This is a genomic window from Streptomyces xinghaiensis S187, from assembly GCF_000220705.2.
In the GTDB taxonomy this organism is placed as follows: domain Bacteria; phylum Actinomycetota; class Actinomycetes; order Streptomycetales; family Streptomycetaceae; genus Streptomyces; species Streptomyces xinghaiensis.
Genome location: NZ_CP023202.1, coordinates 3,949,441 through 3,974,929 on the forward strand (window position 1 = coordinate 3,949,441; position 25,489 = coordinate 3,974,929).

Annotated in this window: 19 protein-coding genes, 1 tRNA gene and 2 pseudogenes; 12 read left to right on the forward strand and 10 right to left on the reverse strand. The window is 72.7% G+C overall.

Features of this window, described 5'->3' with window-relative positions:
• Positions 1–182 precede the first annotated feature (182 nt).
• Entirely contained in the window at positions 183–1,529 is a 1,347-nt protein-coding gene (phoR, locus tag SXIN_RS17025; protein ID WP_019711283.1) for a two-component system sensor histidine kinase PhoR, read from the forward strand.
• Positions 1,530–1,746: 217 nt separating this feature from the next.
• Positions 1,747–2,418 (forward strand): two-component system response regulator PhoP, encoded by a 672-nt coding sequence (gene phoP / locus SXIN_RS17030; RefSeq protein WP_019711282.1) that lies wholly within the window; start codon positions 1,747–1,749, stop codon positions 2,416–2,418.
• Positions 2,419–2,707: 289 nt separating this feature from the next.
• Here phoP and SXIN_RS17035 read toward each other — a convergent pair whose 3' ends face one another.
• Positions 2,708–3,385 carry a hypothetical protein gene (locus SXIN_RS17035; RefSeq protein ID WP_019711281.1) on the reverse strand — a complete coding sequence of 226 codons (678 nt, stop codon included), beginning with the start codon at positions 3,383–3,385 and terminating at the stop codon, positions 2,708–2,710.
• Positions 3,386–3,991: 606 nt separating this feature from the next.
• Between SXIN_RS17035 and SXIN_RS17045 the strand changes: the two genes are divergently transcribed.
• The 7 genes from SXIN_RS17045 (at position 3,992) to SXIN_RS17075 (ending at position 11,925) form a co-directional block, all read left to right on the forward strand.
• Positions 3,992–4,474 carry a CarD family transcriptional regulator gene (locus SXIN_RS17045; protein ID WP_003953493.1) on the forward strand — a complete coding sequence of 161 codons (483 nt, stop codon included), beginning with the start codon at positions 3,992–3,994 and terminating at the stop codon, positions 4,472–4,474.
• 385 nt (positions 4,475–4,859) lie between these two features.
• Entirely contained in the window at positions 4,860–5,669 is an 810-nt protein-coding gene (gene ispD, locus SXIN_RS17050; RefSeq protein ID WP_095757179.1) for a 2-C-methyl-D-erythritol 4-phosphate cytidylyltransferase, read from the forward strand.
• The gene (gene ispF, locus SXIN_RS17055) at positions 5,659–6,237 is read left to right on the forward strand and encodes a 2-C-methyl-D-erythritol 2,4-cyclodiphosphate synthase (RefSeq protein ID WP_019711279.1); all 579 of its coding nucleotides are present in this window, start codon (positions 5,659–5,661) and stop codon (positions 6,235–6,237) included. The genes ispD and ispF overlap by 11 nt, the downstream gene beginning before the upstream one ends.
• Before the next feature lie 267 nt (positions 6,238–6,504).
• Positions 6,505–6,909, forward strand: a complete 405-nt coding sequence (locus SXIN_RS17060) for a PPOX class F420-dependent oxidoreductase (protein ID WP_019706821.1) — start codon at positions 6,505–6,507, stop codon at positions 6,907–6,909.
• A 156-nt stretch (positions 6,910–7,065) separates the two neighbouring features.
• Complete coding sequence (cysS, locus tag SXIN_RS17065) at positions 7,066–8,481, forward strand: cysteine--tRNA ligase (protein ID WP_019711278.1); 1,416 nt, start codon at positions 7,066–7,068, stop codon at positions 8,479–8,481.
• Positions 8,482–8,819: 338 nt separating this feature from the next.
• Positions 8,820–9,770, forward strand: coding sequence for a 23S rRNA (guanosine(2251)-2'-O)-methyltransferase RlmB (rlmB, locus tag SXIN_RS17070; RefSeq protein ID WP_095757180.1), 951 nt, complete (start codon positions 8,820–8,822; stop codon positions 9,768–9,770).
• A 226-nt stretch (positions 9,771–9,996) separates the two neighbouring features.
• Positions 9,997–11,925 carry a DoxX family membrane protein gene (locus SXIN_RS17075; RefSeq protein WP_420341055.1) on the forward strand — a complete coding sequence of 643 codons (1,929 nt, stop codon included), beginning with the start codon at positions 9,997–9,999 and terminating at the stop codon, positions 11,923–11,925.
• Positions 11,926–12,265: 340 nt separating this feature from the next.
• Here the strand turns inward: SXIN_RS17075 and SXIN_RS17080 are convergent, their stop codons facing one another.
• From SXIN_RS17080 to SXIN_RS17090, 3 genes are all read right to left on the reverse strand, one after another.
• A complete protein-coding gene (locus tag SXIN_RS17080) occupies positions 12,266–13,009 on the reverse strand; it encodes a nucleotidyltransferase family protein (RefSeq protein WP_039823777.1) in 744 nt (247 codons plus the stop codon).
• Positions 13,010–13,280: 271 nt separating this feature from the next.
• Positions 13,281–13,703 carry a hypothetical protein gene (locus SXIN_RS17085; protein WP_039823781.1) on the reverse strand — a complete coding sequence of 141 codons (423 nt, stop codon included), beginning with the start codon at positions 13,701–13,703 and terminating at the stop codon, positions 13,281–13,283.
• A 284-nt stretch (positions 13,704–13,987) separates the two neighbouring features.
• Entirely contained in the window at positions 13,988–15,124 is a 1,137-nt protein-coding gene (locus SXIN_RS17090; protein WP_095757182.1) for an ABC transporter ATP-binding protein, read from the reverse strand.
• A gap of 353 nt (positions 15,125–15,477) precedes the next feature.
• On the opposite strand from SXIN_RS17090, the gene SXIN_RS17095 reads away from it, so the two are divergent.
• Positions 15,478–15,553 (forward strand) — tRNA-Thr (locus SXIN_RS17095).
• A 102-nt stretch (positions 15,554–15,655) separates the two neighbouring features.
• On the opposite strand, the pseudogene SXIN_RS33055 reads toward SXIN_RS17095, so the two are convergent.
• A pseudogene (locus tag SXIN_RS33055) lies at positions 15,656–16,063 on the reverse strand (tyrosine-type recombinase/integrase); the annotation flags it as partial.
• Positions 16,037–16,238: pseudogene (locus SXIN_RS17105) on the reverse strand (DUF2637 domain-containing protein); the annotation flags it as partial. The pseudogenes SXIN_RS17105 and SXIN_RS33055, both read right to left, overlap by 27 nt.
• A gap of 2,015 nt (positions 16,239–18,253) precedes the next feature.
• Between SXIN_RS17105 and SXIN_RS17115 the strand changes: the two are divergent.
• On the forward strand, positions 18,254–18,751 hold the full coding sequence (locus SXIN_RS17115) for a lamin tail domain-containing protein (RefSeq protein ID WP_019711273.1): 498 nt from the start codon (positions 18,254–18,256) through the stop codon (positions 18,749–18,751).
• A gap of 167 nt (positions 18,752–18,918) precedes the next feature.
• Here the strand turns inward: SXIN_RS17115 and SXIN_RS17120 are convergent, their stop codons facing one another.
• From SXIN_RS17120 to SXIN_RS17130, 3 genes are all read right to left on the reverse strand, one after another.
• Entirely contained in the window at positions 18,919–20,163 is a 1,245-nt protein-coding gene (locus tag SXIN_RS17120) for a hypothetical protein (protein WP_019711272.1), read from the reverse strand.
• 591 nt (positions 20,164–20,754) lie between these two features.
• Positions 20,755–21,339 carry a QsdR family transcriptional regulator gene (locus SXIN_RS17125; RefSeq protein WP_039823775.1) on the reverse strand — a complete coding sequence of 195 codons (585 nt, stop codon included), beginning with the start codon at positions 21,337–21,339 and terminating at the stop codon, positions 20,755–20,757.
• A 272-nt stretch (positions 21,340–21,611) separates the two neighbouring features.
• Positions 21,612–23,135 (reverse strand): glycosyltransferase family 39 protein, encoded by a 1,524-nt coding sequence (locus SXIN_RS17130; RefSeq protein ID WP_238153785.1) that lies wholly within the window; start codon positions 23,133–23,135, stop codon positions 21,612–21,614.
• A gap of 488 nt (positions 23,136–23,623) precedes the next feature.
• Between SXIN_RS17130 and SXIN_RS17135 the strand changes: the two genes are divergently transcribed.
• Entirely contained in the window at positions 23,624–24,160 is a 537-nt protein-coding gene (locus SXIN_RS17135) for a GNAT family N-acetyltransferase (protein ID WP_019706558.1), read from the forward strand.
• 168 nt (positions 24,161–24,328) lie between these two features.
• Here the strand turns inward: SXIN_RS17135 and SXIN_RS17140 are convergent, their stop codons facing one another.
• Positions 24,329–25,345: a zinc-binding dehydrogenase gene (locus SXIN_RS17140; RefSeq protein ID WP_095757185.1), complete on the reverse strand. Its 1,017-nt coding sequence runs from the start codon at positions 25,343–25,345 to the stop codon at positions 24,329–24,331.
• Positions 25,346–25,489: the final 144 nt, after the last annotated feature.

Below are 25,489 nucleotides of genomic sequence, written 5' to 3' on the forward strand. Positions count from 1 at the left end.
GCGTACGGAAGTGACTACGGCGCGTACGGATTTCCGTGCGCCTCCCGGCTCGTCTCCCGCGCCGCCGGCTGGTCCGCGGGAATGAACCAGCGCCGACCTGCCGGTGAACTCTCGGCAACCAGTGTCCGAGACGGTCCCCGGACGGCTGTGGAGGTGTCTCCGCACCCGCTTAATCTGGACTCATGGACGTGAACGCGGCGGTAGCCGCCACGGCAGCGATCGCCGGGGTCTGTACCGGTGTCATCGCCATGCTCGCGTTCCGCTGGAGCGAGCGGGAGCAGGCCAAACCCACCCGCAGCTCCCTCCACACCGAGGCCGTGCTGCCACCGGGTGTGGACACCGTGCTGTCGGTGCTCCGCTCCTCGGCCGTCGTGCTCGACGAGGCCGACAGCGTCGTCAAGGCCAGCTCCGCGGCCTACGCCCTCGGGCTCGTCCGGGGCGGGAAGCTCGCCGTGGAACCCATGCTCAAAATGGCCCGGGACACCCGCCGGGACGGCGAGATACGCCAGGTCGAGCTGGATCTGCCGCGCCGCGGCACCGGCCGCGGCGAGGCCCTCGCCGTCTCCGCCAGAGTGGCTCCCCTCGGCTCCCGGCTGGTGCTGCTGCTCGTGGAGGACCTCACCGAGGCGCGCCGGATAGAGGCCGTCCGCCGCGACTTCGTGGCCAACGTCAGCCATGAGCTCAAGACTCCGGTCGGGGCCCTCTCCCTGCTGTCGGAGGCCGTCATGGACGCCTCCGACGACCCGGAGGCGGTCGTCCGCTTCGCCGGGCGGATGCAGAAGGAGGCCACCCGCCTCACCAACCTCGTCCAGGAGCTGATCGACCTCTCCCGGGTGCAGAACGACAACCCGCTGGAGGACGCCGAGCCGGTACGGGTGGACGAGCTGGTCGCCGAGGCCATCGACCGCTGCCGCCACCAGGCCGGCGCCAAGCAGATCACCATCGCCTCCGGCGGCACCGCGCACCTGGCCATCTGGGGCAACCGCGGCCAGCTCGCCGCGGCCCTCGGCAACCTCGTGGAGAACGCCGTCAACTACAGCCCCGCCCAAACCCGGGTCGGCGTCGCCGCCCGGCGCATCGCCGGAACCGGCGGGGACATGATCGAGATAGCCGTCACCGACCAGGGCATCGGCATCTCCGAGAGGGACCGGGAACGCATCTTCGAGCGCTTCTACCGCGTCGATCCCGCACGCTCGCGCGCCACCGGCGGTACGGGCCTCGGCCTCGCGATCGTCAAGCATGTGGCCGCCTCCCACGGCGGGGAGGTGACCGTGTGGAGCGCCGAGGGACAGGGCTCCACCTTCACGCTCCGGCTTCCCGAGGCCGGGCACGGCAGGGACCGCAGCGCGGCCGGGCACGACGAGCACGGACCCGGCACGCAGGGCCCCGGCGGGCGTGGACCCGAGGCGCGCGACGACCTCCACGCCCCGGACCGGCCCTTCACCGAGCCGGACGACGACCTCGACGAGGACGACGCCTCCTTCCAGCCCTTCCGGGCCTCGCTCTCCGCCCCGGAGACGCTCCCGTGACCCCGGCCGGCCTTCCCCCGCCCGGCACCGCCGCCCCCACCGACCCCCCTGACACCACCGACACCGACACCGACACCACAGCTGCTCCCGGGACCGTGTGCCCCGGGGCCGCGCCAACCCCCCGTATCCCCGTACGACGCGGGGGTGCCGACCGAAGCCGGAGTGGCGCCGAGCAGCGCCGCTCGCAGAACAGACCGGAGGTCCCTTCGTGACCCGAGTGCTCGTTGTCGAGGACGAGGAATCGTTCAGCGACGCGTTGTCCTACATGCTCCGCAAAGAGGGCTTCGAGGTCGCCGTCGCGGCCACCGGGCCCGACGGGCTGGACGAGTTCGAGCGCAACGGCGCCGACCTGGTGCTGCTCGACCTGATGCTCCCCGGGCTCCCCGGCACCGAGGTCTGCCGCCAGCTGCGCGGTCGTTCCAACGTCCCGGTCATCATGGTGACCGCCAAGGACAGCGAGATCGACAAGGTCGTCGGCCTGGAGATAGGAGCCGACGACTACGTCACCAAGCCCTTCTCCTCCCGCGAGCTGGTCGCCCGCATCCGCGCCGTGCTGCGCCGCCGTGGCGAGCCGGAGGAGGTCGTGCCGGCGGCCCTGGAGGCCGGGCCGGTACGGATGGACGTCGACCGGCACGTGGTCACGGTCTCCGGCGCCAAGGTCGACCTCCCCCTCAAGGAGTTCGACCTGCTGGAGATGCTGCTGCGGAACGCCGGCCGTGTCCTCACCCGCATGCAGCTGATCGACCGCGTCTGGGGCGCGGACTACGTGGGGGACACCAAGACCCTCGACGTCCACGTCAAGCGGCTGCGCGCCAAGATCGAGCCCGACCCGGGGGCCCCGCGCTATCTGGTGACCGTGAGAGGCCTCGGCTACAAGTTCGAGCCGTAGGGCGGCCGAACGCACAGCCGGCCACGGCAGCGGCACCGGAGAACCCGTCCGGGAGAAGCGCGCGGCACCACCGCACCAGCACCACCGCACCAGCACCACCGCCGCGGGGCCCCGCCACCGATCAGTCCTCGGATGGCGGGGCCCCGCGGCGGTGCTGTGCGCAGCGATGCCCGGGCGTGTGCGGCTCCCGTGTCCCGGTGCGCGTACGGATTGCCGTACGGGGCCGTACAGAGGCTGCACGGGACCGCAGAAACGGCCGGACGGCATGCCGGAATCCAGCCGGACGGGATCAGTCGCCCGGGGTGCCCTCCGGCTCCTCGTCGCCGTTGGACACGTCCTCCCGGGCGCCCGCCCCGGCCTCCTCCTCGCCGGCCGGGGACTCCGGGGCGGTCTCGGAGCCGGACGGGCTCTCCGTGCCCTCCGGCGTCTCGCCCGGCGAGGCCGTGGGCGACTGCGTCGGCTGCGAGCTGGGACCGAAGCGCTCGTAGTAGCCGTCGGCGGGCATGACCAGAGCGCCGACCTCGACCTCGCCGGTGCCGCTGAGGGTGAAGACGACGGGGGTGACGCCGCCCTCCTCGACCTCGGGGCTGTCCAGCGTCGCGGCGGCGTTGCCCTTGCCGCCGAGGATCACCGAGCCGTTGGCCGGGATGGTCACCGGGCCGGAGCCCTCGGCGGGGGACAGTTCGGCCTCGGCGCCGTCCCGGGAGACCGTCACGGACTCCAGGGTCTGGGCCGTGCCGCCGGTGTTGAAGATCTTGGCCGAGACGACGGCCGGCCCCTCGGAGCCCTCCGCCTGCGTGATCACGTTGACGTTCTGGATCTTGATCTTGCCGACGGACGTGCCGGCGTTGTCGGGCCTGACTTTGTTCGTGTCGGCCTCGTTGCCCGCCCCGCACGCGGAGACGGTGAAGAGCGAGAACGCGACGGCGGTGGCGGCGAGGATGCCGCGTCGAAGGCTGCGGCTCACGGCGGCGGCTTCTCCTAGGACGAGCTACGGCGTCCGAACGGCTTCCGCCCGGACGCGGATGGACGGCGAGGGCGGCCGAGGGCCGCCCGGGTGTGTCAGCGGGGTCAGGTTACCGATCCGCCCCTTCGCTTCCGCACCCGACCCGCTCCCGCGGCCGCTCGGCACGGAACCCGGGGTCACCTGCGGTGCCGCGGAATAGCGTTCCGGCGCCCGTCGCCGCCGTTATCGGCGGGGAATGCGCGGCGGTCCGGAATTCCGGCCGTCCCCGGCGCGCCGCGACCGCCCGGCGCACTTCGTTGATCAAATTCCGGAACCGGCCGGGAGCAGGCGCCCAGAGCTGAACGGAGTAGCGGAAATCCTCCGCCAGGATTCCGACATTTCGGGACGTTGTGCCGAGTCTGAAGAAGTTCGGGGGCGCGCGGCCGGTGGGTTTCGCGCCGCCCGGAGAGCCGCCCCGACCTGCGAATACCCGCTTATCCGGCCCCTCCGCAGCACGTCCCGGCCGGTGTTGTCAAGCCCCGAGATGCGCCCTGACCTGCGAAAACGCCATTCAGAACACCTCGTTCCCGTGTTACTCTGGATAGCCACGGAAGGGGTACCTGTCACATGACGTTCAAGGTTGGCGACACCGTGGTCTATCCCCATCACGGGGCCGCGCTGATCGAGGCCATCGAAACTCGCCAGATCAAAGGCGTGGACAAGACCTACTTGGTGCTGAAGGTCGCCCAGGGCGATCTGACGGTTCGCGTTCCGGCGGACAACGCGGAGTTCGTCGGTGTACGCGACGTGGTCGGCCAGGACGGGCTGGACCGGGTCTTCGAGGTGCTGCGCGCACCCTACGCGGAAGAACCGACCAACTGGTCCCGACGCTACAAGGCAAATCTCGAGAAGCTCGCGTCCGGCGATGTGATCAAGGTCGCCGAGGTCGTTCGCGACCTCTGGCGCCGTGAGCGTGAGCGTGGACTCTCCGCCGGTGAGAAGAGGATGCTCGCCAAGGCCCGCCAGATCCTGGTGAGCGAGCTCGCTCTCGCGGAGAACACGAACGAGGACAAGGCCGAGGCTCTGCTCGACGAGGTCCTCGCGTCCTGAACAACGGGGCCGCCCCCGCCGGTACGGAGGCGCATCAGCCGGTGATGCGCGTCCCTCCGGCAATGGCGGAACAGCAATGCCGTGGTGCCCGAGTGACGTCTGTCCGTCGCCGGGCGCTGCGGCATGCCTGCCCCGGGGTTCGTACGACTCCGCACCGCAACGGACGGGCTGAGGGGCTGGAGAAGATCCCGCAGCCCGAAAAGAAATCCCCGCCGCGCCGCCGGCCCGATCGCCCGGTGCTGCCGCGCCCCGGACCGCTCAAGGCGTGCCGGGCCCGGGCAGTTTCCCGATCGGTTGTCACGGAAGGGACCGATCGAGGCATCGAGCCTGGCACGCTGTGGCCATACCCATGTCGGCCGAGGAAGCAAACCTGAACGCTAATCCGATGTCCTCTTCAACGACTCCTCCCAGCAGCCCATTCCGGCCGGGCCCCGCCCCGCAGCCGGAAAAGGGGCCCCCGCCGTCCCCGCCCCGCACCGCCGCGGTCATCCCCGCGGCCGGCCGCGGCGTACGCCTCGGGCCGGGCGCCCCCAAGGCGCTGCGCGCCCTCAACGGCACCCCGATGCTCGTCCACGCCGTCCGCGCCATGGCCCGCTCGCGTGCCGTCTCGCTGGTCGTCGTGGTGGCCCCGCCCGACGGCGCCGCCGAGGTCCGCACCCTCCTCGACGACCACGCGCTGCCGAGCACCACCGAGGTCGCGGTCGTCCCTGGCGGCTCGACCCGCCAGGAATCCGTGAGCCTCGGCCTCGCCGCGCTGCCCGCCGACATCACCGACGTCCTCGTCCACGACGCGGCGCGCCCGCTCGTGCCCGTGGAGACCGTCGACGCCGTCGCGGCCGCCGTGCGGGGCGGAGCCCCCGCCGTCGTACCGGCGCTGCCGCTGGCCGACACCGTCAAGGAGGTCGATCCCCGCACCGACGGGGGTCCGGAGACCGTGCTCGGCACGCCCGAGCGCGCCCGGCTGCGCGCCGTGCAGACCCCGCAGGGCTTCGACCGCGAGACGCTCGCCCGCGCGCACGAGAAGGCCGCGCCCGAGGGGGAGGGCGCGACGGACGACGCCGGCCTGGTCGAACGGCTCGGGCTGCCGGTCGTGGTCGTACCGGGCCACGAGGAGGCGTTCAAGGTGACCCGCCCGCTGGACCTCGTCCTCGCCGAGGCCGTACTCGCCCGCAGGAGGGCCACCGATGGCTTCTGAACCCCTGGCGGACGGGCCCGGGGCCGGGGCCGCCGGGCCCGTGGTCCCGGGGAACCCCGGCTTCCGGATGCCGCTCGTCGGTGTGGGCACCGATGTGCACGCCTTCGAGGCCGGCCGCGAGCTGTGGTGCGCCGGCCTGCTCTGGGAGGACGCCGGAGACGGCCTCGCCGGGCACTCCGACGGTGACGTCGCCGCCCACGCGGCCTGTGACGCCCTCTTCTCCGCGGCGGGGCTCGGCGATCTGGGCGCCCACTTCGGCACCGGCCGGCCCGAGTGGTCCGGCGCCTCCGGTCTGACGCTGCTGGGCGAGGCGGCCCGGATCGTCCGGGAGGCCGGGTTCGGCATCGGCAATGTGGCGATCCAGGTCATCGGCGTACGGCCGAAGATCGGAAAGCGGCGCGAGGAGGCCCGGAAGGTGCTCTCCGCGGCGGTTGGCGCGCCGGTCTCCGTCTCCGGTACGACGACGGACGGCCTCGGGCTGACGGGCCGCGCCGAAGGGCTCGCCGCCGTGGCGACGGCCCTGGTGTTCCCGGATCCGGACGCGGACCCGGGCGCGGACGCGGGCTGAGACGGGAGACGGCCGGGTCCGACCGCCCGGCCGTCTCCCGACCCCACCCCGCCTTCCCTCCATTTCCGTCCGCGCCGGGCCGCCCGCCCCCGGCCGCGCCGGCACCGCCCGCGGCACCGGGGTGCGCCGCCGGACGGATGCCTCTCCCGGGCCGTCATGTGTCCCCAGTACGCGCGCGGGAAGGGATCAGCGGTAAGGGATCAACGGCAGCGGCGGCGCCCGCCGCCCACGCCCGTACATCCGTACGTCCCGAGGGAAGGACATCCGGTGCCGACCGCACTCTCCGATGAACTCAAGAAGGTCCTCGACGCCCCCGTCTTCGCGTCCGTGGCCACGATCCAGCCCGACGGCAGCCCGCAGGTCTCCGTGGTCTGGGTGAAGCGTGACGGCGACGACGTGCTGATCTCGACGACCGTCGGCCGCCGCAAGGAGAAGAACCTCCGCCGCGATCCGCGGATCAGCGTGGTCGTCACCGACCCCGAGGACCCGTACCGCTACGGCGAGATCCGCGGCGAGGTGTCCGTCACGGAGGAGGGCGGCCAGGAGCTGATCGACGAACTGGCGCTCAAATACACCGGCAAGACGTACGCCGAGTTCAACCCCCGTTCCGGCGAGGACGCCCCGAGGGTCGTCGTCCGCGTCACACCCCGCAAGGTCGTCGGCCGGCTCTGACCGCCCGGCGGACGCCGTCCGGTGTGGGCGTGGCGCGCCGGCCGTGCGCGCCCCGCGCCCGCACCGCGCGCCGGGACCCGCGGCGGGCCGCGGAACCGTCCCGCGGCCCGCGGAAACCTGGCCGGAACGGCCCGCAAAACTCAGTACCCTGGGCGGGTGACTATTCGGCTGTACGACACCGGCGCCCGGCAGATCCGTGACTTCACCCCGCTCAGTCCGGGCCGGGTCTCGATCTACCTGTGCGGCGCGACCGTACAGGCGCCCCCGCACATCGGGCACATCCGCTCGGGGCTCAACTTCGACATCATGCGCCGCTGGCTGGAGTACCGCGGCTACGAGGTGACGTTCATCCGCAACGTCACCGACATCGACGACAAGATCATCACCAAGGCGGCCGAGTCCGGCGAGCCCTGGTGGGCGATCGGCTACCGCAACGAGTGCGCCTTCAACGCTGCCTACGACGCCCTCGGCTGCCTCCGCCCGACCTACGAGCCCCGCGCCACCGGCCACATCCCCGAGATGATCGAGATGATGCGCCGCCTCATCGACCGGGGCCACGCCTACGCCGCCGACGGCAACGTCTACTTCGACGTCCGCAGCTTCGACGGCTATCTCGCCCTCTCCAACCAGCAGTTGGACAACCTCCTCCAGCCCTCCGGCGAGGGCGAGACCGGCAAGCGCGACCCCCGCGACTTCGCCATGTGGAAGGCCGTCAAGCCCGGTGAGCCGAGCTGGGAGACCCCGTGGGGCCCCGGCAGGCCCGGCTGGCACCTGGAGTGCTCGGCCATGGCCCACAAGTACCTCGGCTCGGCCTTCGACATCCACGGCGGCGGCGTCGACCTCGTCTTCCCGCACCACGAGAACGAGATCGCCCAGGCCAAGGCGTACGGCGACGACTTCGCCGGGTACTGGGCGCACAACGCCTGGGTGACGATGAGCGGCGAGAAGATGTCCAAGTCGCTGGGCAACTCGGTGCTGGTCTCCGAGATGGTCAAGCGGTGGCGCCCCATCGTGCTCCGCTACTACCTCGGCACCCCGCACTACCGCTCCACCATCGAGTACGCCGAGGAGGCGCTGCAGGAGGCCGAGGCCGCCTTCGGGCGGATCGAGGGCTTCGTGCAGCGGGCCGTGGAGCTGGCCGGCGGCCCGGTCGAGCCGGCCGCCGAGGTGCCCCGGGGCTTCGCCGAGGCGATGGACGACGACCTGGGCGTGCCGCAGGCCCTCGCCATCGTCCACACCACCGTTCGCAACGGCAACACCGCGCTGGCCGACGGAGACAAGGAGGCGGTGGCCGCCCGGCTCGCCGAGCTCCGTGCGATGCTCGGTGTCCTGGGCCTCGACCCGCTGGACTCCCGGTGGGCCGGGGCGGGCGCGGGCGGTGCGGCGGAATCGGCCGCCGATCTACACGGTGTGGTGGACTCCCTGGTCCACCTGGTGCTCGAACAGCGGCAGGCCGCGCGGTCCCGCAAGGACTACGCGACCGCCGACGCCATCCGGGACCGGCTCCAGGAAGCCGGCCTCGGTATCGAGGACACCCCGTCGGGCCCCCGCTGGAGCCTCGGCTCCCGCTGAGGGCGCGGTGGACGGATCTACGGGCCCGGCGGCAGCCCGCGCGGCCGCCGGGCCCGCAGGTCCGTCCGCGACGGTCCGGTTTCGTCCCGGTCCCGGTCCGGCGGGGGCGCTTCGCGCGGCTCTTGGCATGCTGGTCGGAGACGCACACGCGTACGCCCGCCCGAACGCCCGCCCCCGCGCAGCGCACACCCACGCACCACCCACCCACCACGCACCACGCACCACGTATGAGACACCAGGCACCACCCGCGGGCACCACGCACCACGCCCGCGTACTCCCGTACACACGTATCCGAGCAGGCAGTCGCCAGGACGGCCGAGGAAAGACCAGGTGAACCATGGCCGGCAACAGCCAGCGCAGGAACCGTCGTACCAGCAACAAGAAGGGCCAGCAGGTCGGCAGCGGCGGCCAGCGCCGCAAGGGGCTGGAGGGCAGGGGCCCGACCCCGCCCGCGTCCGCCCGTAAGGGGCATGTGAAGAACCGCATCGCCAACGCCAAGGCCAAGCAGTCCGCCCGCCGCCCCGCGCCCCGGCGCGGCGGCCCCAAGGGCACCAACGAGCTGGTCGTCGGCCGCAACTCGGTCGCCGAGGCGCTGCGCGAGGGCGTCCCCGCCAACACCCTCTACGTCCAGCAGTACATCGACAGCGACGAGCGTGTCCGCGAGGCGATCCAGCTCGCCACCGAGAGCGGCATGAACCTCATGGAGGCGCCGCGCCCCGAACTCGACCGGATGACGAACGGCCTCAACCACCAGGGCCTCGTCCTCCAGGTTCCGCCGTACGACTACGCGCACCCGGACGACCTGCTCGCCGCGGCCCAGGACGCCGGCGAGGACCCGCTGATCGTCGTCCTCGACGGCATCACCGACCCGCGCAATCTGGGCGCCATCGTCCGCTCGGTCTCCGCGTTCGGCGGCCACGGCGTCGTCGTGCCGGAGCGGCGCGCGGCCGGGATGACCGCCGGCGCCTGGAAGACGTCGGCGGGGACCGCGGCCCGTACGCCCGTGGCACGCGCCGCGAACATGACGCGGGTGCTGGAGTCGTACCAGAAGGCCGGGCTCATGGTCGTCGGCCTGGCGGGCGACGGTGACGCGGAACTCGGCGGGACCGAGGTGCTCGACGGCCCGGTCGTGATCGTGATCGGCAGCGAGGGGAAGGGCCTGTCCCGGCTGGTCGCGGAGACCTGCGACCTGCTGGTGCGCATCCCGATGCCGGGCGGCGCGGAGTCCCTCAACGCCGGTGTGGCGGCGGGTGTGGTCCTGTACGAGGCGGCGAGCCGCCGGGCCTGACCGGGGCGGGCCGGCGGGCCGGGCCGCCCCGGGGGCGCGTGACGGTCCCGGCCCGTCCCGACCCACCCTGACCTGCCCGGACGGGCCTTGACGGGCCTCGGACAGATCGGCGCCGCGGCGGCAGTGTCTTAAGCGGCCGTCACTCGGTTAGATGAGTGTGGAGACCAGAACACACCGTCCTCCCGGGGGACGCGCGCAAGGGTTCGACGAAGAGCCGCCGTGGAGCATGGCGAAGGTGCCGTCCGACCCGGCCCAGGTCGTCGTCAACCAGGCCAGCTTCCGGGTGCAGCTCGCCGCACCGCCGACCCGCCTGCGCGTGCCGGTCCCGGCCCGCTTCACGCGGGTGACCCCCGCCCCCGCGGCCGGCCCCGTCCCCGCGACGGGGCACCGGGCCCCGGCGGTGTGGAGCGGCCGCACGGCCGAGCCGGCGCAGCATCCCGGGGCGCTGCCTCCCCGGGCCGGCCGTCCCCCCGCGGCCGGCCCCGGCGGCCCGGGCGTCACGGGCGACCACGCGGGCGGTGCCCCCACACGTCTCCTCGACATCGCCGGGTACGACCCGGGCGGCCGCGGGGGTCCGGGAGACCGGCGGCGGGGCCCGGGTGGCCGCCTCCCCGACCCCGGCGACCGGAGCGGCCCCGACGACACCACCCAGCTCATCCCCCGGGCCCGCCCCGAGGAGGACACCCGGCCCCAGCCGGCCGTCCACGAGCCGCGCGCCCCCCGCCCGCCCGGCGGACTCCTCGGCGGCGCCGAGCCGGCCCGCGGCGCCTTCGACACCGCGCCACAGCCACCCCCGCCGCCGTACCTGCCGTACGGCCACCGCCCGCGGCGGGGCGCGGACGAGCCGTACGACCAGGGCAGCCCGTACGACCCGGACGCACCGGGCGGACCGGGCGGTTCGTCCGCGCCGGACGACCCCGGGGACAGGGACACCCTCACTTACGAGAGCACCGACCCGTACGGCACCGACCCGTACGGCGAGGACACCGACCCGTACGGCACGGCCGGACCGTACGAGGACGGCGCCCCCGGTGAGGAGGAGCAGGGCGACGGGAACCGGCCGGGCGCCGACACGGTGCGGCACGCGTACTACCCCGGCCGCCGGATGAACCTCGGCGTCGTCCTGCTCCCGCTGCGCCTCCTCCTCGGCTTCATCTCCGTCTACGCGGGGATGGGCAAGCTCTGCGACCCCGTGTACTTCGACGGCAGTGAGCGCGGCTCCCTCGTCAACTGGCTCCGCAAACTGGAGCCTTCGGGGGTCGCCGCCCCGCTGCACGACTTCGCGCTGGCGCACCCGGTCGGCTCCGGGCTGACGGTGGCGTTCCTGCAGATCGTGGTGGGGGTGCTCACCGTCTGCGGACTGTGGCAGCGCTTCGCCGCGTCCGTCGGCGCCCTGCTCTCGGCCGCCCTGCTGCTGACCGTCAGCTGGCGCGGCGCGGTCGGGTACGAGGCGCCGGACATGCTCTATCTCGCCGCCTGGAGCCCGCTGATCATCGCGGGTGCCCCGGTCTACTCCCTGGACGGGCGGCTGGCGAGCGAGGCCTGGCGGCGGCTGGGGCCGCGGGTGGACGTCCGGGAGCTGCGCAGGCGGGTGCTGCGGCGCGGTGCGGTGATGGCGGCCGTCGTCGTGGGCGGCTCGCTGATCACCGGTGCGGTGCTGGGCGGCGCGGTGCGGTCCACGGATCTGACCACCGTGCCCAGCGGCCCCGGAGAGACACCGCGCAACCATCTGCCCGGGTCACCGCTGCCGGACCGCTCCGGCGAGGAGAGCCCGGCCGGCGACGGGGCGGCCGAGGGCCCGGGCGCGCGCGAGAGCGACCGTTCGACGGACCCGGCCACGTCGCCGTCGGCACCGGAATCGGCGGACGCGGCCGAGAGCGGGAGCGACGAGGCGCAGCCGACGCAGGGCGCGGCGGAGGGCGGCCAACAGGCTCCGCCCGAACCCACGTTCGCGCCGGAACCCCCGGCCGCCGGGACGACCGGCCCGTCCTCGACGGGCGCCGACGGAGGCTCGCCGTACAGCGGTTCGACCGGCGGTGAGTCGACGGGCGGCTCCGGCGGCGGTGCGGGTGGCGGCTCGACGGGAGGCGGCGGGTCCGACGGCGGCTCCTCGGGCGGCGGCGGCCGCGGGGCGCTGGGCGGCCTGCTGGGCTGATGGCGACGGTGGTCTGCCGGCCTGATGCCGGCAGGCCGACGGGAGCTGCGCCAGGCGCAGTTGTACGTTGTACGGCCCGCCCGGCGCGGGACCCGCTCCTCCGCTGGGCGCGGGCGAGCAGCAGCGGTCGCCTGCGCGGTGCGAGGCACCCTGTCGGCGGACGTGGACGACGACAGGGACCAGGCCGGCTCGGGCGCCAACGCGACGACAGGGCGCCGGGCCCCTGCGCGGGGCTCCTCCGCACCGGAACCGGAGGAGCCCGCGCAAGGAGGCGGAGAAGCCCCGCGCCGGAACCGGAGAAGCCCCGCACCGGAGGCGGAGCGCGGTTCCCGCCCGGGCGCTACCCCGAGCCCTCGCCGGTGGCGGTCCCGCGTACGGCGGCCAGTTCCTCCGCGGCCTTCTCCAAGTCCTTCGCCGTGTCGATGGCGCGCCAGTACACCCCTTGCGGCAGCGGATAGCCGGCCAGCCGCCGCTGCCGGGCGAGCCGCGGGAAGGTGGTGCGTTCGTGGTCGCCCCGGTCCGGCAGCAGGGCGGCGAAGGAGGGCGAGAAGACGTAGACCCCGGCGTTGACGGGGTAGGGCGACGGCGGAGCCTCGATGAAGTCGAGGACGTGCCCGAAGGCGTCGGTCTCCACCACACCCCACGGGATACGCGGCCGGGCCAGCGCGAGGGTGGCCTCGGCCTCGCGTTCCTGGTGGAAGGCGGCCATGTCGCGGAGCGGGAAGCGGGTCCAGATGTCCGCGTTGGCCGCGTACCAGGGCCGGTCGGGGTGGGGGAGCGAGGCGGCGGCGTACTTGAGCCCGCCGCCACGGCCGAGTGGTTCCTTCTCGACGACGGTGGTGATGCGCAGCGGAAGCCGGTCGGCGGAGGCGGTCAGCCAGTCCTGGAGGACCTCGGCGAGGTGGCCGCAGGAGACGACCACGTCCGTGACGCCCTCGTCGGCGAGCCAGGCCAGCTGGTGGCCGATGATCGGCGTTCCGGTGCCGGGGATCTCGACCATGGGCTTGGGCCGGTCGTCGGTGTATGGGCGCAGTCGCGTCCCCTGGCCGCCGGCCAGGACCACGGCTTGGGTGGGGAAGGTCATGAGCCGCACGATATGCGAGGTACGGACGGCATAGGGCCGAGCCGCGGGGGCACCGGGTGCGGGGAGGAGAGCTGGGTACGCCCCGGGACGGTGCCCGGTGACGGCGTCGGGGCGCAGCTGACGATCCCCGTAGCCGTAGCCGTAGCCGTAGCCGTAGCCGTAGCCGGGGTGGGGGCCGGGGCGGAGGCAGTACCGGGGCCGGGACCGGAGTCGGCACCGGAGCCCGGGCCGTTGGCCGCGGCCGGGGTGCGGAGCGCGGTGCTCCGGCCGGTCAGCGTCCCCGCTGCGCCTGCTGGGCCACGCCGGCGGCGAACGCCGTGTCGCACACCGGCCGGGCGAACTTCTGCGCTTCCCGTGGCCCGTACTTGGCGACGGCGGCGCGCCCGAGTGTCCGGGCGAGGGAGACGCAGTGCGCGGCCAGCGACGGACGCCGGTTGACCTCCTCCTGGAGGTGGGTGAGTGCCACGCCCGGGTCCTTCTCCCGGAGTTCGGCGACGAGCCGGTCGCGCAGCAGTTCGTGGGCGGGACGCGGCGCGGCGGCGCTGGACGCCCGCGCCGAGGAGGCGGCGAGCACGGACTCGGATCCGGGGGTCGACCAGGCGACGCGCGTGACGGCGAGCGTCCCGGAGAGGACGAGTACGACGGGCAGAACGAGGGCGAGACTGCGGCCGATACGGCGGGCTACGGTGTTCACGCCGCGATGGTAGCCGGGTGTGATTGCGGTGCGACACTCGGTCACTCCGGTGAGTGACGGATCCCGGCGAGTCCACCCGCTTGTGGTTGACGGGCGGGTCACCCCGGGCCCCTCCGGGCCGCTTCGGCTTGCCCCCGGGCCGCCGTCCTCCGCCGTCCCGCCGGCCGGGCGCCGGGCCAACTCCCGTGCGCCCGGCCCCCGTACGGCGAAGGCGAATGGCGGCGGTGCCGCGCCCCACGTCGGGGACACGGCACCGCCGCCATCGGACAGCCGGGCCGCGGGACTCAGTCGGCGAGGCGCTCGCCGGTGGAGGTCGCGAAGACGTGGATCTCGCCCGGGCGCGGCACCACGTGGACCGTGGAGCCCTTCTCCGGGACCGCGCGGCTGCTGACCCGGACGACGAGGTCCTTGGACTCGCCACCGACGTCCACGGAGCCGTAGATGTAACCGTCGGCGCCGGTCTCCTCGATGACGTTCACGTCGACGGCCAGCCCGGCCGGGGCGGCATCCGACTCCTTGGAGAGCGACTGGGCGGCGCCGCCGTTCTGCTCGACGACTTCGAAGTGCTCGGGGCGCACACCGACGGTCACCGTGCGGTCGCCCCGGGCGGAGGCGGTGCTCAGGGCCTCGCGGGAGACCGGCACGACGCTGTTGCCGAACTTGATGCCGCCGTCGGTGATGGGCACCTCGATGAGGTTCATCGCGGGAGAGCCGATGAAGCCGGCGACGAAGAGGTTGGCCGGGCGGTCGTACATGTTGCGCGGGGCGTCGACCTGCTGGAGCAGACCGTCCTTGAGGACCGCGACCCGGTCGCCCATGGTCATGGCCTCGACCTGGTCGTGCGTGACGTACACCGTGGTGATGCCGAGGCGGCGCTGCAGGCCGGCGATCTGGGTGCGGGTGGAGACGCGGAGCTTGGCGTCGAGGTTCGACAGCGGCTCGTCCATGAGGAACACCTGCGGCTCACGCACGATGGCACGGCCCATCGCCACACGCTGCCGCTGACCGCCGGAGAGGGCCTTCGGCTTGCGTCCCAGGTACTCGGTGAGGTCGAGGATCTTGGCGGCGTCCTCGACCTTCTTGCGGATCTCCGCCTTGTTGACGCCGGCGATCTTGAGGGCGAAGCCCATGTTGTCGGCGACGGTCATGTGCGGGTACAGCGCGTAGTTCTGGAACACCATGGCGATGTCCCGGTCCTTCGGGGGGAGGTGCGTGACGTCGCGCTCACCGATGCGGATGGCGCCGCTGTTGACGTCCTCCAGGCCGGCCAGCATCCGCAGGGAGGTCGACTTTCCGCAGCCGGAGGGGCCGACGAGGACGAGGAATTCGCCGTCCTGGATGTCGATGTTGAGCTTGTCGACCGCCGCCTTCTCCGAGCCCGGATAGATGCGCGTGGCGTTGTCGAACGTGACCGTAGCCATGGTGATGTGTCCCTTCACCGGCAGGAACGTGCCGGACGATCCGAGTAAAGGTGATGTCGGACCCGCGAGATCGCGGACCGTTGGCCTGACGTTATCCGTATGACCAGCCTTTGTCAGTATCGATTGGGTTGCGAAGTTCCCGGACCCTCCCCGGCTCCGGGGGGAGGCCGCCGCCCGTCCGGGGCGGGACGGGGTGCCCGGGCCGCGTTCCTGACCGCCGCGCCCGGCCGACCGGAGGAGGCGGAGACGTACGGCGCGGGCCGGGACCGTCCCACCCGCCGCGCCCCCATGGCGTGGCCGGTGAAGCGGCGCTCTGTGTACAGTGGAGCCGCTTTCGCGCGGCGACGCGCGACGCCGACTTAGCTCAGCTGGTAGAGCACCGCTCTTGTAAAGCGAAGGTCGTCGGTTCGAACCCGACAGTCGGCTCCAGCCTTGAACAGCGAGAACGCCCCGGACGGTTGACCGTCCGGGGCGTTTGAGCAGCCGGTCCATGTGGCTCATGGCCTCGCGCCGGCCGTCGTCGCTCACGTGCGTGTAGACGTTCATCGTCACAGCGATCTGCGAGTGCCCCAGGATCTCCATCACGGTTCGGGGCGCGACTCCGGCCGCGAAGAGCAGGGAAGCGCACCCGTGCCGAGTGTCGTGCAGCCGGACCGGTGGGAGGCCGGCCGATGCGGCGATCCGCTGGAAGGACCGGTAGAGGTTCCGGGGCTCAATCGGCCGGCCGCTTCCCGTCGTGAACACGTGGTCGCTCTCGTGCCACTTGGCGCCGACGGCTGCCTTGCGTGCGGCTTGCCGGAGACGCTGCCACCGCAGCGGCGCCACGCACATCAGCGGGATGGGAATCACCCGGGCTCGTCGGTTCTTCGTGGTGTCCAGGTACAGCTCTTTCCCGCCCCGGTACAGCGTTGTGAGCAGCAGCGGCGCCACCGCGTGCACCGCCACGCCCACCAGGTCTTTCCGGAGCGCGCGGAGTCGGCCACGTTCAGCGCCAGCGTCATCGCGCGGTCATCCACCGCAGCACCACCGGCCACCGCCCGCTGTGCCCACCGAGCCGGGCCAGCACCGAGTCCAGCCGGACCACGATCACTACCGCGGCATCCACCACCAGAGGAGCTCTTTGTCAGCGGGCATCGGGCCTCGTGACCGGGACGGGACGACCCGTGCTAGAGGACCCGTGCTAGTCGGCCTTCCTGGAAGGGGGATATTTGAGTGCTTTTGAATGAGGTCATCGCCTCGATGGATGCAGCCAATTTTTTTCTGTAACGAAACTCCGCTATCTACGTTTCGCGCCGGTCTTATTGCGGGATCTTCTGTGCGGCCGCCAATAATCGCGTGGTTAGTGATAATGCCCAATCAGTCGTACCGGCATGCGGGAAGGCGTGAAGAGGCAAGGCCGTCATGGGTGCGAGCTCTGTGGAAAGGGGAATCAAGCCATCAGGGCGGCGCCTGTTCAAGGGATTTGGTCACATTAAGGCCAGCATGGCCGGGCGGCAAAATGGGGCAGTGTGGCCCAAAGTGCACGAGGGGATGTGTATTTTGGCCATTAGATCCATGAACTAGGCCGGGGGGATTTTCGGGCACTCATTGTCGAGGCTGTTGACTGCGGCCATTCGCCCGCTGAAGATCTTTGCGGAACCCCCACAAGGGGGTCGAGAAGGGGAATCTCGTGAGGATATCCAGTAAGTCGTTAGCTCTCGGCTTTGCGAGCGTGGTACTCGCAGTAGGTGGCCTTGCTACGCCGGCTGCCGCAGGCGGCCCTCAGGCTGCGACCGTTGCCGGGGACGGCGCTGTGGTTGCCGTGGATGGTTCCGAGGTCGGTCAGGTCACCATCCACAAGCGCGGTGACGGCACGGAGCCGCCGGCAAGCCTGGGCAACCCCTCTGAATGGGGTGTGGTGGAGATCGAGATGGACGCTTCGGCGGGTTCTCGGGGGCGCAGCCCCCGAGTGGTGTCACCCCTTTCAGTTATGAATTAATCCCGGAACGGGGAAGAAAAATCGTGCATTTTCCGCGCACTCGCGTTGCTCCAATTGCGGCGTCTCTCGGGGCGGGGTTGCTGCTTGGTATAGTGGGCCCCGTTGCCGGAAAATGGGACAACCCCATTTGCGTTGCCCTGCATGTCGTTTCTTCCGGTGGGTGGTCGTGGGCCGGTTTTGCATTCTTGGTGGGGTGTTTTCGGCGATCAAAATTAGAGTCGGTGTTGCTGTCATCTTCGGGTTTGGCTATTGGCGTCGTCACATACTATCTATTCAAGGATATAAGTCCTCTGGCCCCGGTCGGAATGGAATCTGGAGCCTCCAGTGAGGGGCTTTCCTCTAGGATTCTCGTGTGGGGAGTGGCCGCTTTCGCGCTTGGGGGGCCTATGGGACTCTTGGGTAACCTGGCGCGAGTGCCAGGTCTTGGTGGCCTCCTATTTCGACTGGTCGTTCCGTTTATAGCTTTTTACGAGACCTCCATGCGGCTAGCCGTAGAGGCGAATGGGCAAGATCCGGCTATCGTGATTACTTGGCATTTGATTCGGTTCGCCGCAGGCGTTGTTGCATTGGCTCTAGTGGGTCACACAATCTGGAGTTGGTGGCACGCTCGGCGTACTCGTTCCCCGGAGTCGGACGAACTCCGCGCCAGCGGGGACATGACCTCTGTGTGACCTTCTGGAGTCCAGTACTCCAGCCGCACTTTCCGGCAATTCCGGCGCCGCACGCACTTGTGTCCACCCGCGGATTTATGGGTGACGGCGGTAGTTGACGGCAACGTGCCCGTACAGGGGCGGTCACACGCGCGCTCTTACGGACGTGCCTTCCCGCGGCGCGAGCCCTCCACGCAGGTGCCCCGGTTGATTGCCCGGCCTTGTCAAGCGAAGGTCGTCGGTTCGAACCCGACAGTCGGCTCCAGCCCTGAACAGCCAGAACACCCCGGACGGTTCGCAGTCCGGGGCGTTTGGCGTCCACGGGGGCGCCGGGTGGGGATCGGGGAGGCAGCCGGGGCCCCGGTATGCGGTTCCGGGACGTTGATGTCTGGATTTCATAACAGATGATGGATCATCCCGGGAGTCAGGTGCTTCGTGGGTAATCCTGGGCCCCCGCCGCGCCAGGGGAGGCGCGGTTCTGTCCCATGAGGGGGGACCTCCTTGAACAAGCGTGTCCGCACCGCCGTCGCTGCTGCCGCCGCGGCGTGCGCTGCCGTCGTACTGATACCGGCTCAGGCCCAGGCCGCCGAGTACAGCTCGGCCCTGAAGATCCGCGGAGTCCAGTACGACGCACCCGGCCGGGACTCCAACAGCTGCGCCTCCGGCAACACCCGGGACGAGTACCTGACGATCAAGAACTACTCGTCCCGGGCGACCATCAATCTCAGGAACTACGTGGTCAAGGACGCGGCCGGCAACCGCTTCGCCTTCACCGCCAACCACTACCTGCAGCCCGGCGACTACGTGAAGCTCCGCGGCGGCAACGGTACCGACTCCGACAAGTACAACGTGGTCTACCGCGACAACTGCAACTTCCTCTGGAACAACGACCGCGACACGATCTACCTCTACAAGCCCTCCGGCAGCCGGTCGGACGTCCACGCGTACACCAGGAGCGGCTCGGATCCCGACCGCAACGGCTACATACGGTTCCACTGATACGCAGGGTTCCGCTGCGCCGGGCGCCCGGCCCGCGGGCTCCTGTGCGGAAGGTCGCGCAGGGGCCCGCGGGCGGTCCAGGGGGTGCTGCCGAGTGGACGGGCGGCAGACGTCATCGGTCAGCGCGGCCTGGGCAGGCCGGGCTGCCTGGACAGGCCGGGCCGCGGTCAGCGGGTCCGGGGCCCGTGGGTTCTGCCGAACGCGGTGTCGGCGTAGTCCTTGAAGAGCACCGACACCGTGTCGCTGTCCGAAGGCCAGTTGCGGACGGCGAGTGTGCGCGTCTCGCCGCCGGTCCCGCGCATGGTCTGGGTGACAGTGATCGTGCCGTCGGCCGCCGGCGAAGCCGGGAGATGGAGGTCCGTGGCCGTCAGGAACGGAATCCTGTCGAACGGCGGCAGTGGCGCCTCCGTGTGCGAGGCCCCGTCGCAGTCCCGGTCGAACGCGAAGACGGCCAGGATCTGGCGGAAGGCGGGGGACACCGCCGGGTTGAGCACCTGGACGCCGTTCAGTTCGAGCCGGTCGGCGTCGGGGGCGGCGGTGTCCGCCCACCACTCCCGGTTGCGGACGACGGTGACGGAGGTGTGTCCCGGGCAGGCGTCGGCCCGGTCCGCCACACCGCCCGGCGCGGAGACGAGGAGCCGCACGAAGCGGTCACTGCGTTCGAAGGGCTCGGGGTAGAAGTGGTTCACACGTTCACCGGGGCGGACGAGCACCAGTTCGTAGGTGTGGCGTCCGTTGACGTCGAGCGGGCCGAAGGCGCCGTCCGTGCCGGTCCGTACGACGTGCCGCGGACGGCGGTCCGCCCGGGCACCGGTGGCGGGGTCCAGCCGCCACACCTCGAGGCGGCCCGCGAGCCCGCTGTTGAGCGGGAAGTGCACGGCCCGCCCCGCGATCTCCACCCGCCCGGGAGGCTCGGGCAGCACCTTCTCCGTAGCCGGCGCCCGGCCGCGGAGAAACGCGTGGATGTGGGCGAAGCTGCGGGCGGACGTCGCGGTCTCCGTATGCCCCTGGTCCGTCGTGTGGACGTTGACGGCGCCGCCGATCGACCCGTTCGGCTGGGCGCTGCCCCAGATCGCCAGGGTGGGCACGCCGCCGGGCTGCTCCGCGCTGGAGGCGCCGTCCAGATTCACGTACTTGCGCACCTCGGCCGCCCGTTCGGGGACGGAGAGGTACCGGTGCAGCACGCGGGTTCCGCGCGAGTGCGCGATGACGTCGATCCGGGGCGCCCCGGTGCGGGACCGGACGCCGTCGACGAACTCCTCCAGCTCCGCGATCGCGTGGTCGTCGGTCGGGACGCGGGTGTTGTACTCGAAGGCGTGCAGCAGACGGTCCGGGTAGCCGTTGCTCGAGAACCGCTTGGCCTGGGACTGCCACTGCTGCGCCGAGCCCTCGTGACCGTGGACGAAGACCACCGGGACCGTCCGGGTGTTGGTTCGCCGTGTTGTCGCGTTCGCGGCGCCGGTCGGTGCCGTCGGCTCCGCCGCTGCCCGTGCTCTCGCGGTTTCCGGACCGGCCGGTCTCTCCGCCGCATCCACCGGGGACGCCGGGAGCAGGAGCGTCGCGCACAAGGCCGCAAGAGCGGCCGGCCGTAAGGCCCTCGCTGATCGGGACGGGACGGAACGCACCGTGATCACCTCCGAAGTCTTGTGCCCGGAGCCCGAGTCGGCGTCCGGGGACAGCGGTCCTCACCGTCCGCCGACGCGTCCACCGGGCAGTGTCCGGCCGCTGCGGCGGTGACGGCCGCCCCTGCGCCCGCGCCCGGTGCACCCGCCTTGCACGGCCGTCCTGCCGGGGCAGGCAGGCAGGCCGGACGGCAGGCCGCCGCGCCGCCGCTGCCGCCGGTGGTGGCGGTGCGGACCGGCGGGCCGCGTGGGACCGGACCTTCCTACGGCCGCCGGGGTCAGCGCACCAGACCCGGCAGCGCTTCCGAGACGGCCGTCTCAGCTGCGCGAAGACGGGTTTCAGCAGCCGCGGGTGCGTTTCCGGTTCGGCCGGCACCGCCGTCAGCGGCCGTGCAGCAGGACCGCGCGGGCCGCGCGCTCCGCGCGGGCGAAGTCCGGCGGGCGGCTGCTCAGCAGCTCGGAGTACAGGGCGGATTCCACGACCCGGACGTAGAGGTAGGCCAGTTCGTCCAGCTCGGCGAGATCGGCCGGGGAGCCGGGAGGGCTGACGCCGCCCGCTTCCAGCAGGATGGCCCGTTGCGCCCGGACGGCCCGCCGGTGCACCACACCCGAGGTCAGCAGGCGCGTCGCCGTCTCCGGTTCGGTGCGGAGGAAATGCTGGAAGGGCGCGGCCCGGCGCAGCCCGTCCGTGAAGCGGCGGGTGACCTCGAGTACGCCGTCCACCCCGGCGCTGGTCCGGCGCCGGCGCGCCCGCGTCAGCAGATCGTCGGCCAGCTGCCAGAGCACGTCGCCCAGGAGCGCGTCCCGGCTGCCCGTCACCCGGTAGAGGGTCGCCCGGCTCACGGCGAGGGCGGGCGCCAGCGCGTCCATGTCCACGGTGCCGTGCCGGAGGAAGTACCGGCAGGCGCCCCGCACGACTTCGCTCCGGCTGATGACCCTGCGGCGGCCCGGCGGTGGTTGCGGCATGACGACCCTCCTCGGGCGGCCGGTCGTCGCCGGTCCGCCCGTGCCTGTGGCGGCTGCCGGCCGAACCCGGCCGGCGGGTGAGCGGGTTCCCCTTGCGACGAGAACGCGGCTGCGTTCCTCAGCTGGATACCGCGGACCCCTGCCGCGCGTCACGTGTCAGTGACGGGGAACACGTCGGCCGAGTCCTCGTCGGGCGGCACCGGCCTCGTTCCGTCCCCTCGCCCGGCCACGGTCCGCGCGGGTCGGTGCGGGTCGGTGCGGGTCGGCCCGGGTCAGTCCGGTGCGTCGCAGCTTCCCGAGCGGACGTGGACGACCACCTGCGCGCCGTGTACCCGGACCGGCTCGCAGCGGCGGAAGTGGGCGTCCAGCGTCTCGCGCTTGACGGCCTCGCCCCGGAACGCGTCGAGCGGCTGCCCCTCCGGGTCGGTGACGGCGATGACGCGGTCCGCGGCCAGGACGCGGCGGCGGATCTCGTCCGCCGGGAGTTCCGTGCCCTGAAGCGTCGCGGAGGCCGCCGGGCCCTGCCGCAGCGCCAGGTCCTTCACACCGGCACGCACCTCGGGGAAGGAGAGCAGCCATTCCCGGCGGCGGGAGGGCATGAACAGCACGGCGTCGCCGGGGGCCGCCACGTCCCGTACGGCGTCCGCCACCGCCACCGCGTCGTCCTTGCGGCTCTCCGGGGAGCGGACGAGGAGCGACCACGGGAGCAGGACGGCGAGCAGCCCCGCCGCGCAGCCGCACACGGCCGCGATCCGGGCCGGGAGCCGGGGCAGAAGCCGCCGCAGGACCACCGGCTCCGTGACGCGGGCCAGGCAGATGCCCAGGAGGAGGGCGAGACCGGTCATGCCGTAGAGGACGTAGCGGTCGACGTACCAGGGCTTGACCAGGGAGACCGTCATCAGCAGTCCGGCCGGGACGACGAGGAGCGGCAGCGCCAGGGCCGCCGCGCCGACGGCGGGCCCCGGGGACGGGGAGATCCGTTCCGGAAGCTCCGGCCGCCCTGGCTGTTCCCTTTTCCGCTTCCGTTCCCGTCCCCCTTCCCGCTGTTCGGGCTGCTCCTGCCGCCCCCCGGGCAGCAACGGCAGTGCCCGCGCGCAGGCCCAGCCCGCCGCGGACACGGCGAAGAAGAGCAGCCAGGTGCCGAGTCCCGGCCGGCCGAGCCAGCCGAGTTGCCGTTCCGCCTGCCCGGCGCTCACCAGGGCCAGCGGCAGGACCCCCGCGCCGACGCATCCGGAGGCGATCAGCCACGCCCGGCGCGTGGCGGGGGCCGCGGCGGATCGGAGCAGCGTCACACCGTGGGCGGCCAGGACCAGGATCGCGAACTCGTGCAGCCAGCAGGCGACGAGCAACACCCCCGCGTAGGCCGCCCAGATCCGGGCACCGCCACCCTCCACACCCCGGAGCAGCAGATAGCAGGCCCCGGTGACGGCGGCGCAGACCAGGGCGTAGGAGCGGCCCTCCTGCGCGTAGTGCTGCACCATCGGGACGACGGCGAAGACGGTCCCCGAGAACACGGCGGCCCGCGCCCCGGCGAGCCGGAGGGCGATCGCGGCGACACCGGCGGCGGCGAGGGCCGTCGCCAGCACGGACGGCAGGCGCAGCGCGACGAGCCCGCCGTCCCAGACCGTGAACACGGCCTTCATCAGCAGGTAGTACAGGCCGTGTACGGCGTCCAGCTCGCCCAACAGGCTCCATATCTCCGGGAGTTCGCGGTGGGCGACCTGGTACGTCACCGACTCGTCCCGCCACATGCTGTCCTCCCGGCGGATGCCCCAGAGGCCGAGCAGCAGGGCCACGGCGGCGGGCGAGAGAACGGCCGCCGAGCGGACGCGGAGGCCGCGGGCCGGGCCGTGGGGCGCGGTGGCGGTGGCCGCGGTGGTGGCGACGGCGCTGGTGGTGCCGCCGCCGGGCGGGCGGGGTGACGCGGGGCCCGGCGGCGCCCCGGGCCCCGGGGCGGGGGGCCCCGGGGCAGGTGGCCGCGGTAACGCAGCCGGTGCCGAGCGCTGTTCCGGCAGGACCCGACCGGAGCCCGCCGCACCGGCTGCACCGGCCGTTCCGGCCGCCGTCTCGGGCTGTGCGTTGCTCGCGTCGGTTCGCCGGCTGACGGCGTCCTCCCGGTGAGAAGTCACGGAGAGGGGGACGCGCCGCAAGCGCTCGTGGGTTCAGTCCGGCGGCCGGACCTTTCCCAGCGCCGTGCTCCGCTCCCCCGGGCCGTGCTCCGCCCACCGGCGGTGAACGGTGACGGCCCGGTGACCCGCCGGCCGGGCCCCGTAAATTGGTTCCCATGATTCGTACCGCCACGGCCGGCGACGTTCCGGCCATCGTCGCCATGATCCGTGAGCTGGCCGTCTACGAGAAGGCGGAGCACGAGGTGCGGGCCACCGAGGAGCACATACACCGCGCGCTCTTCGGCGACCGCCCCGCCGCCTACGCGCACATCGCGGAGACGGACGGCGTGGCGGAGGGCTTCGCGCTCTGGTTCCTCAACTTTTCCACCTGGCAGGGGGTGCACGGCATCCACCTCGAAGACCTGTACGTCCGCCCGGAGGCGCGCGGCCGGGGCCACGGCAAGGCCCTGCTCGCCGAACTCGCCCGGATCTGCGCCGAGCGCGGTTACGGCCGCCTGGAGTGGTCCGTACTCAACTGGAACACGCCGTCGATCGACTTCTACGAGGCGCTGGGCGCGGTGCCGATGCGCGAGTGGACGGGCTACCGCCTGACCGGCGACGCCCTGGACCGTCTGGCCGTGGCGCGGGCGGCGCGGGTATCGCACGCGGCGCAGGCGGCGGGGTCGGCCGGGGCGGCCGAAGCGGTCGGGTAGACGGGGCGGCGGGGCGGTCCGGGGGTCCGGGGCCCGGGGACCGGCGATCCCGGCGATGGGCCCTGTGCCCTGCGGCGGAGGGCGAAGGGCGGAGGCGCGGCAGCCCCTGTCCCCGTTGCGTCCCCGGCTCCATGGCGTGTCCCGCCCGGTGCCCGTGCCCCGCGTCCGTCAGTCGGCGCGGGGGCGGCGGCCTGCCCGTCCGGTGTCCGGGACCAGGACGACCTTCCCCAGCGTGGCCCGGTTCTCCAACGCCCGGTGGGCGGCGGCGGCCTCGGCGAGCGGGAAGAGCTGGACCGCCGGGACGAGATGCCCGGCCGCGGCCGCCTCCAGGGCGGCCGTCTCCAGCGGGCGCAGCCCGCCGGGCCGGTTCAGCAGCCGCGGTCCGACGGCGGCCTCGGAGGTGACGCCGCGCTCGGCCAGTTCTCGGGGCGTGGGGTACAGCGGGTCGTCCGGCATCCAGCCGTACACGAACTGCCGGCCGCCGCGTGCCAGCAACGCGAAGGCGGCGCGGGCGACTTCGCCGCCGGTGCCCGCGAGGACGAGCGTCACCTCGCGGCCGCCGAGCTCCTTCCGCAGCCGCTCCGGCCAGCCGGGGACGGTGTGGTCGGCGGCGGCGTCGGCGCTGTTGGTGAGCACCGCGTCGGCCTTGGCGGCGCCGCCCGCGACACCGGCCACGGTGGCGCCCCGCCGGTGCGCCGCCTGGACCAGCAGGGTGCCGAGGCCGCCCGCGGCGCCGGTGATCAGCACGGTGTCGGCGGCCGTCGGCGCGGCCGTCTCCAGCACGCCCATGGCCGTACGTCCCGTACCGATCATGGCGACGGCCCGTTCGGCGGTCAGCCCGTCCGGGAGCGTGTGCAGCGCCGCGGCGGGGGCCACGGCCAGCTCGGCGTAACCGCCGGACGCCTGCCCGAGATGGGCGACGACCCGGCGGCCGAGCAGGTCCGGGTCCGTCCCCTCGCCCAGGGCGTCGACGGTGCCCGCCACCTCGCGCCCCGGCGTCATGGGCAGCCGGGGCAGCGGGAAGGGCCCGCCCCGTGCGCCGGAGCGGATCGCGGTGTCGATCAGATGCACCCCGGCGGCCTCCACGGCGATACGGACCTCTCCGGCGCCGGGGACGGGGTCCGGGACCTCCTCGGGCAGCAGGTTCCCGGCGGGCCCGAAGGCGTATTGACGGATCGCGAGCATGGGCACTCCCGGGTGCTGGGTGAACGGTCGGTGGCGGGGCGGAGACTGCGCCGCCTCCCGCCCCGTGGGACCACTCTTCGACCTCAACCAAGGGTGAGGTCAACCGGCCCCGGGCGAGTTCTCCGGTCCGGGAGTTGCCCGGAC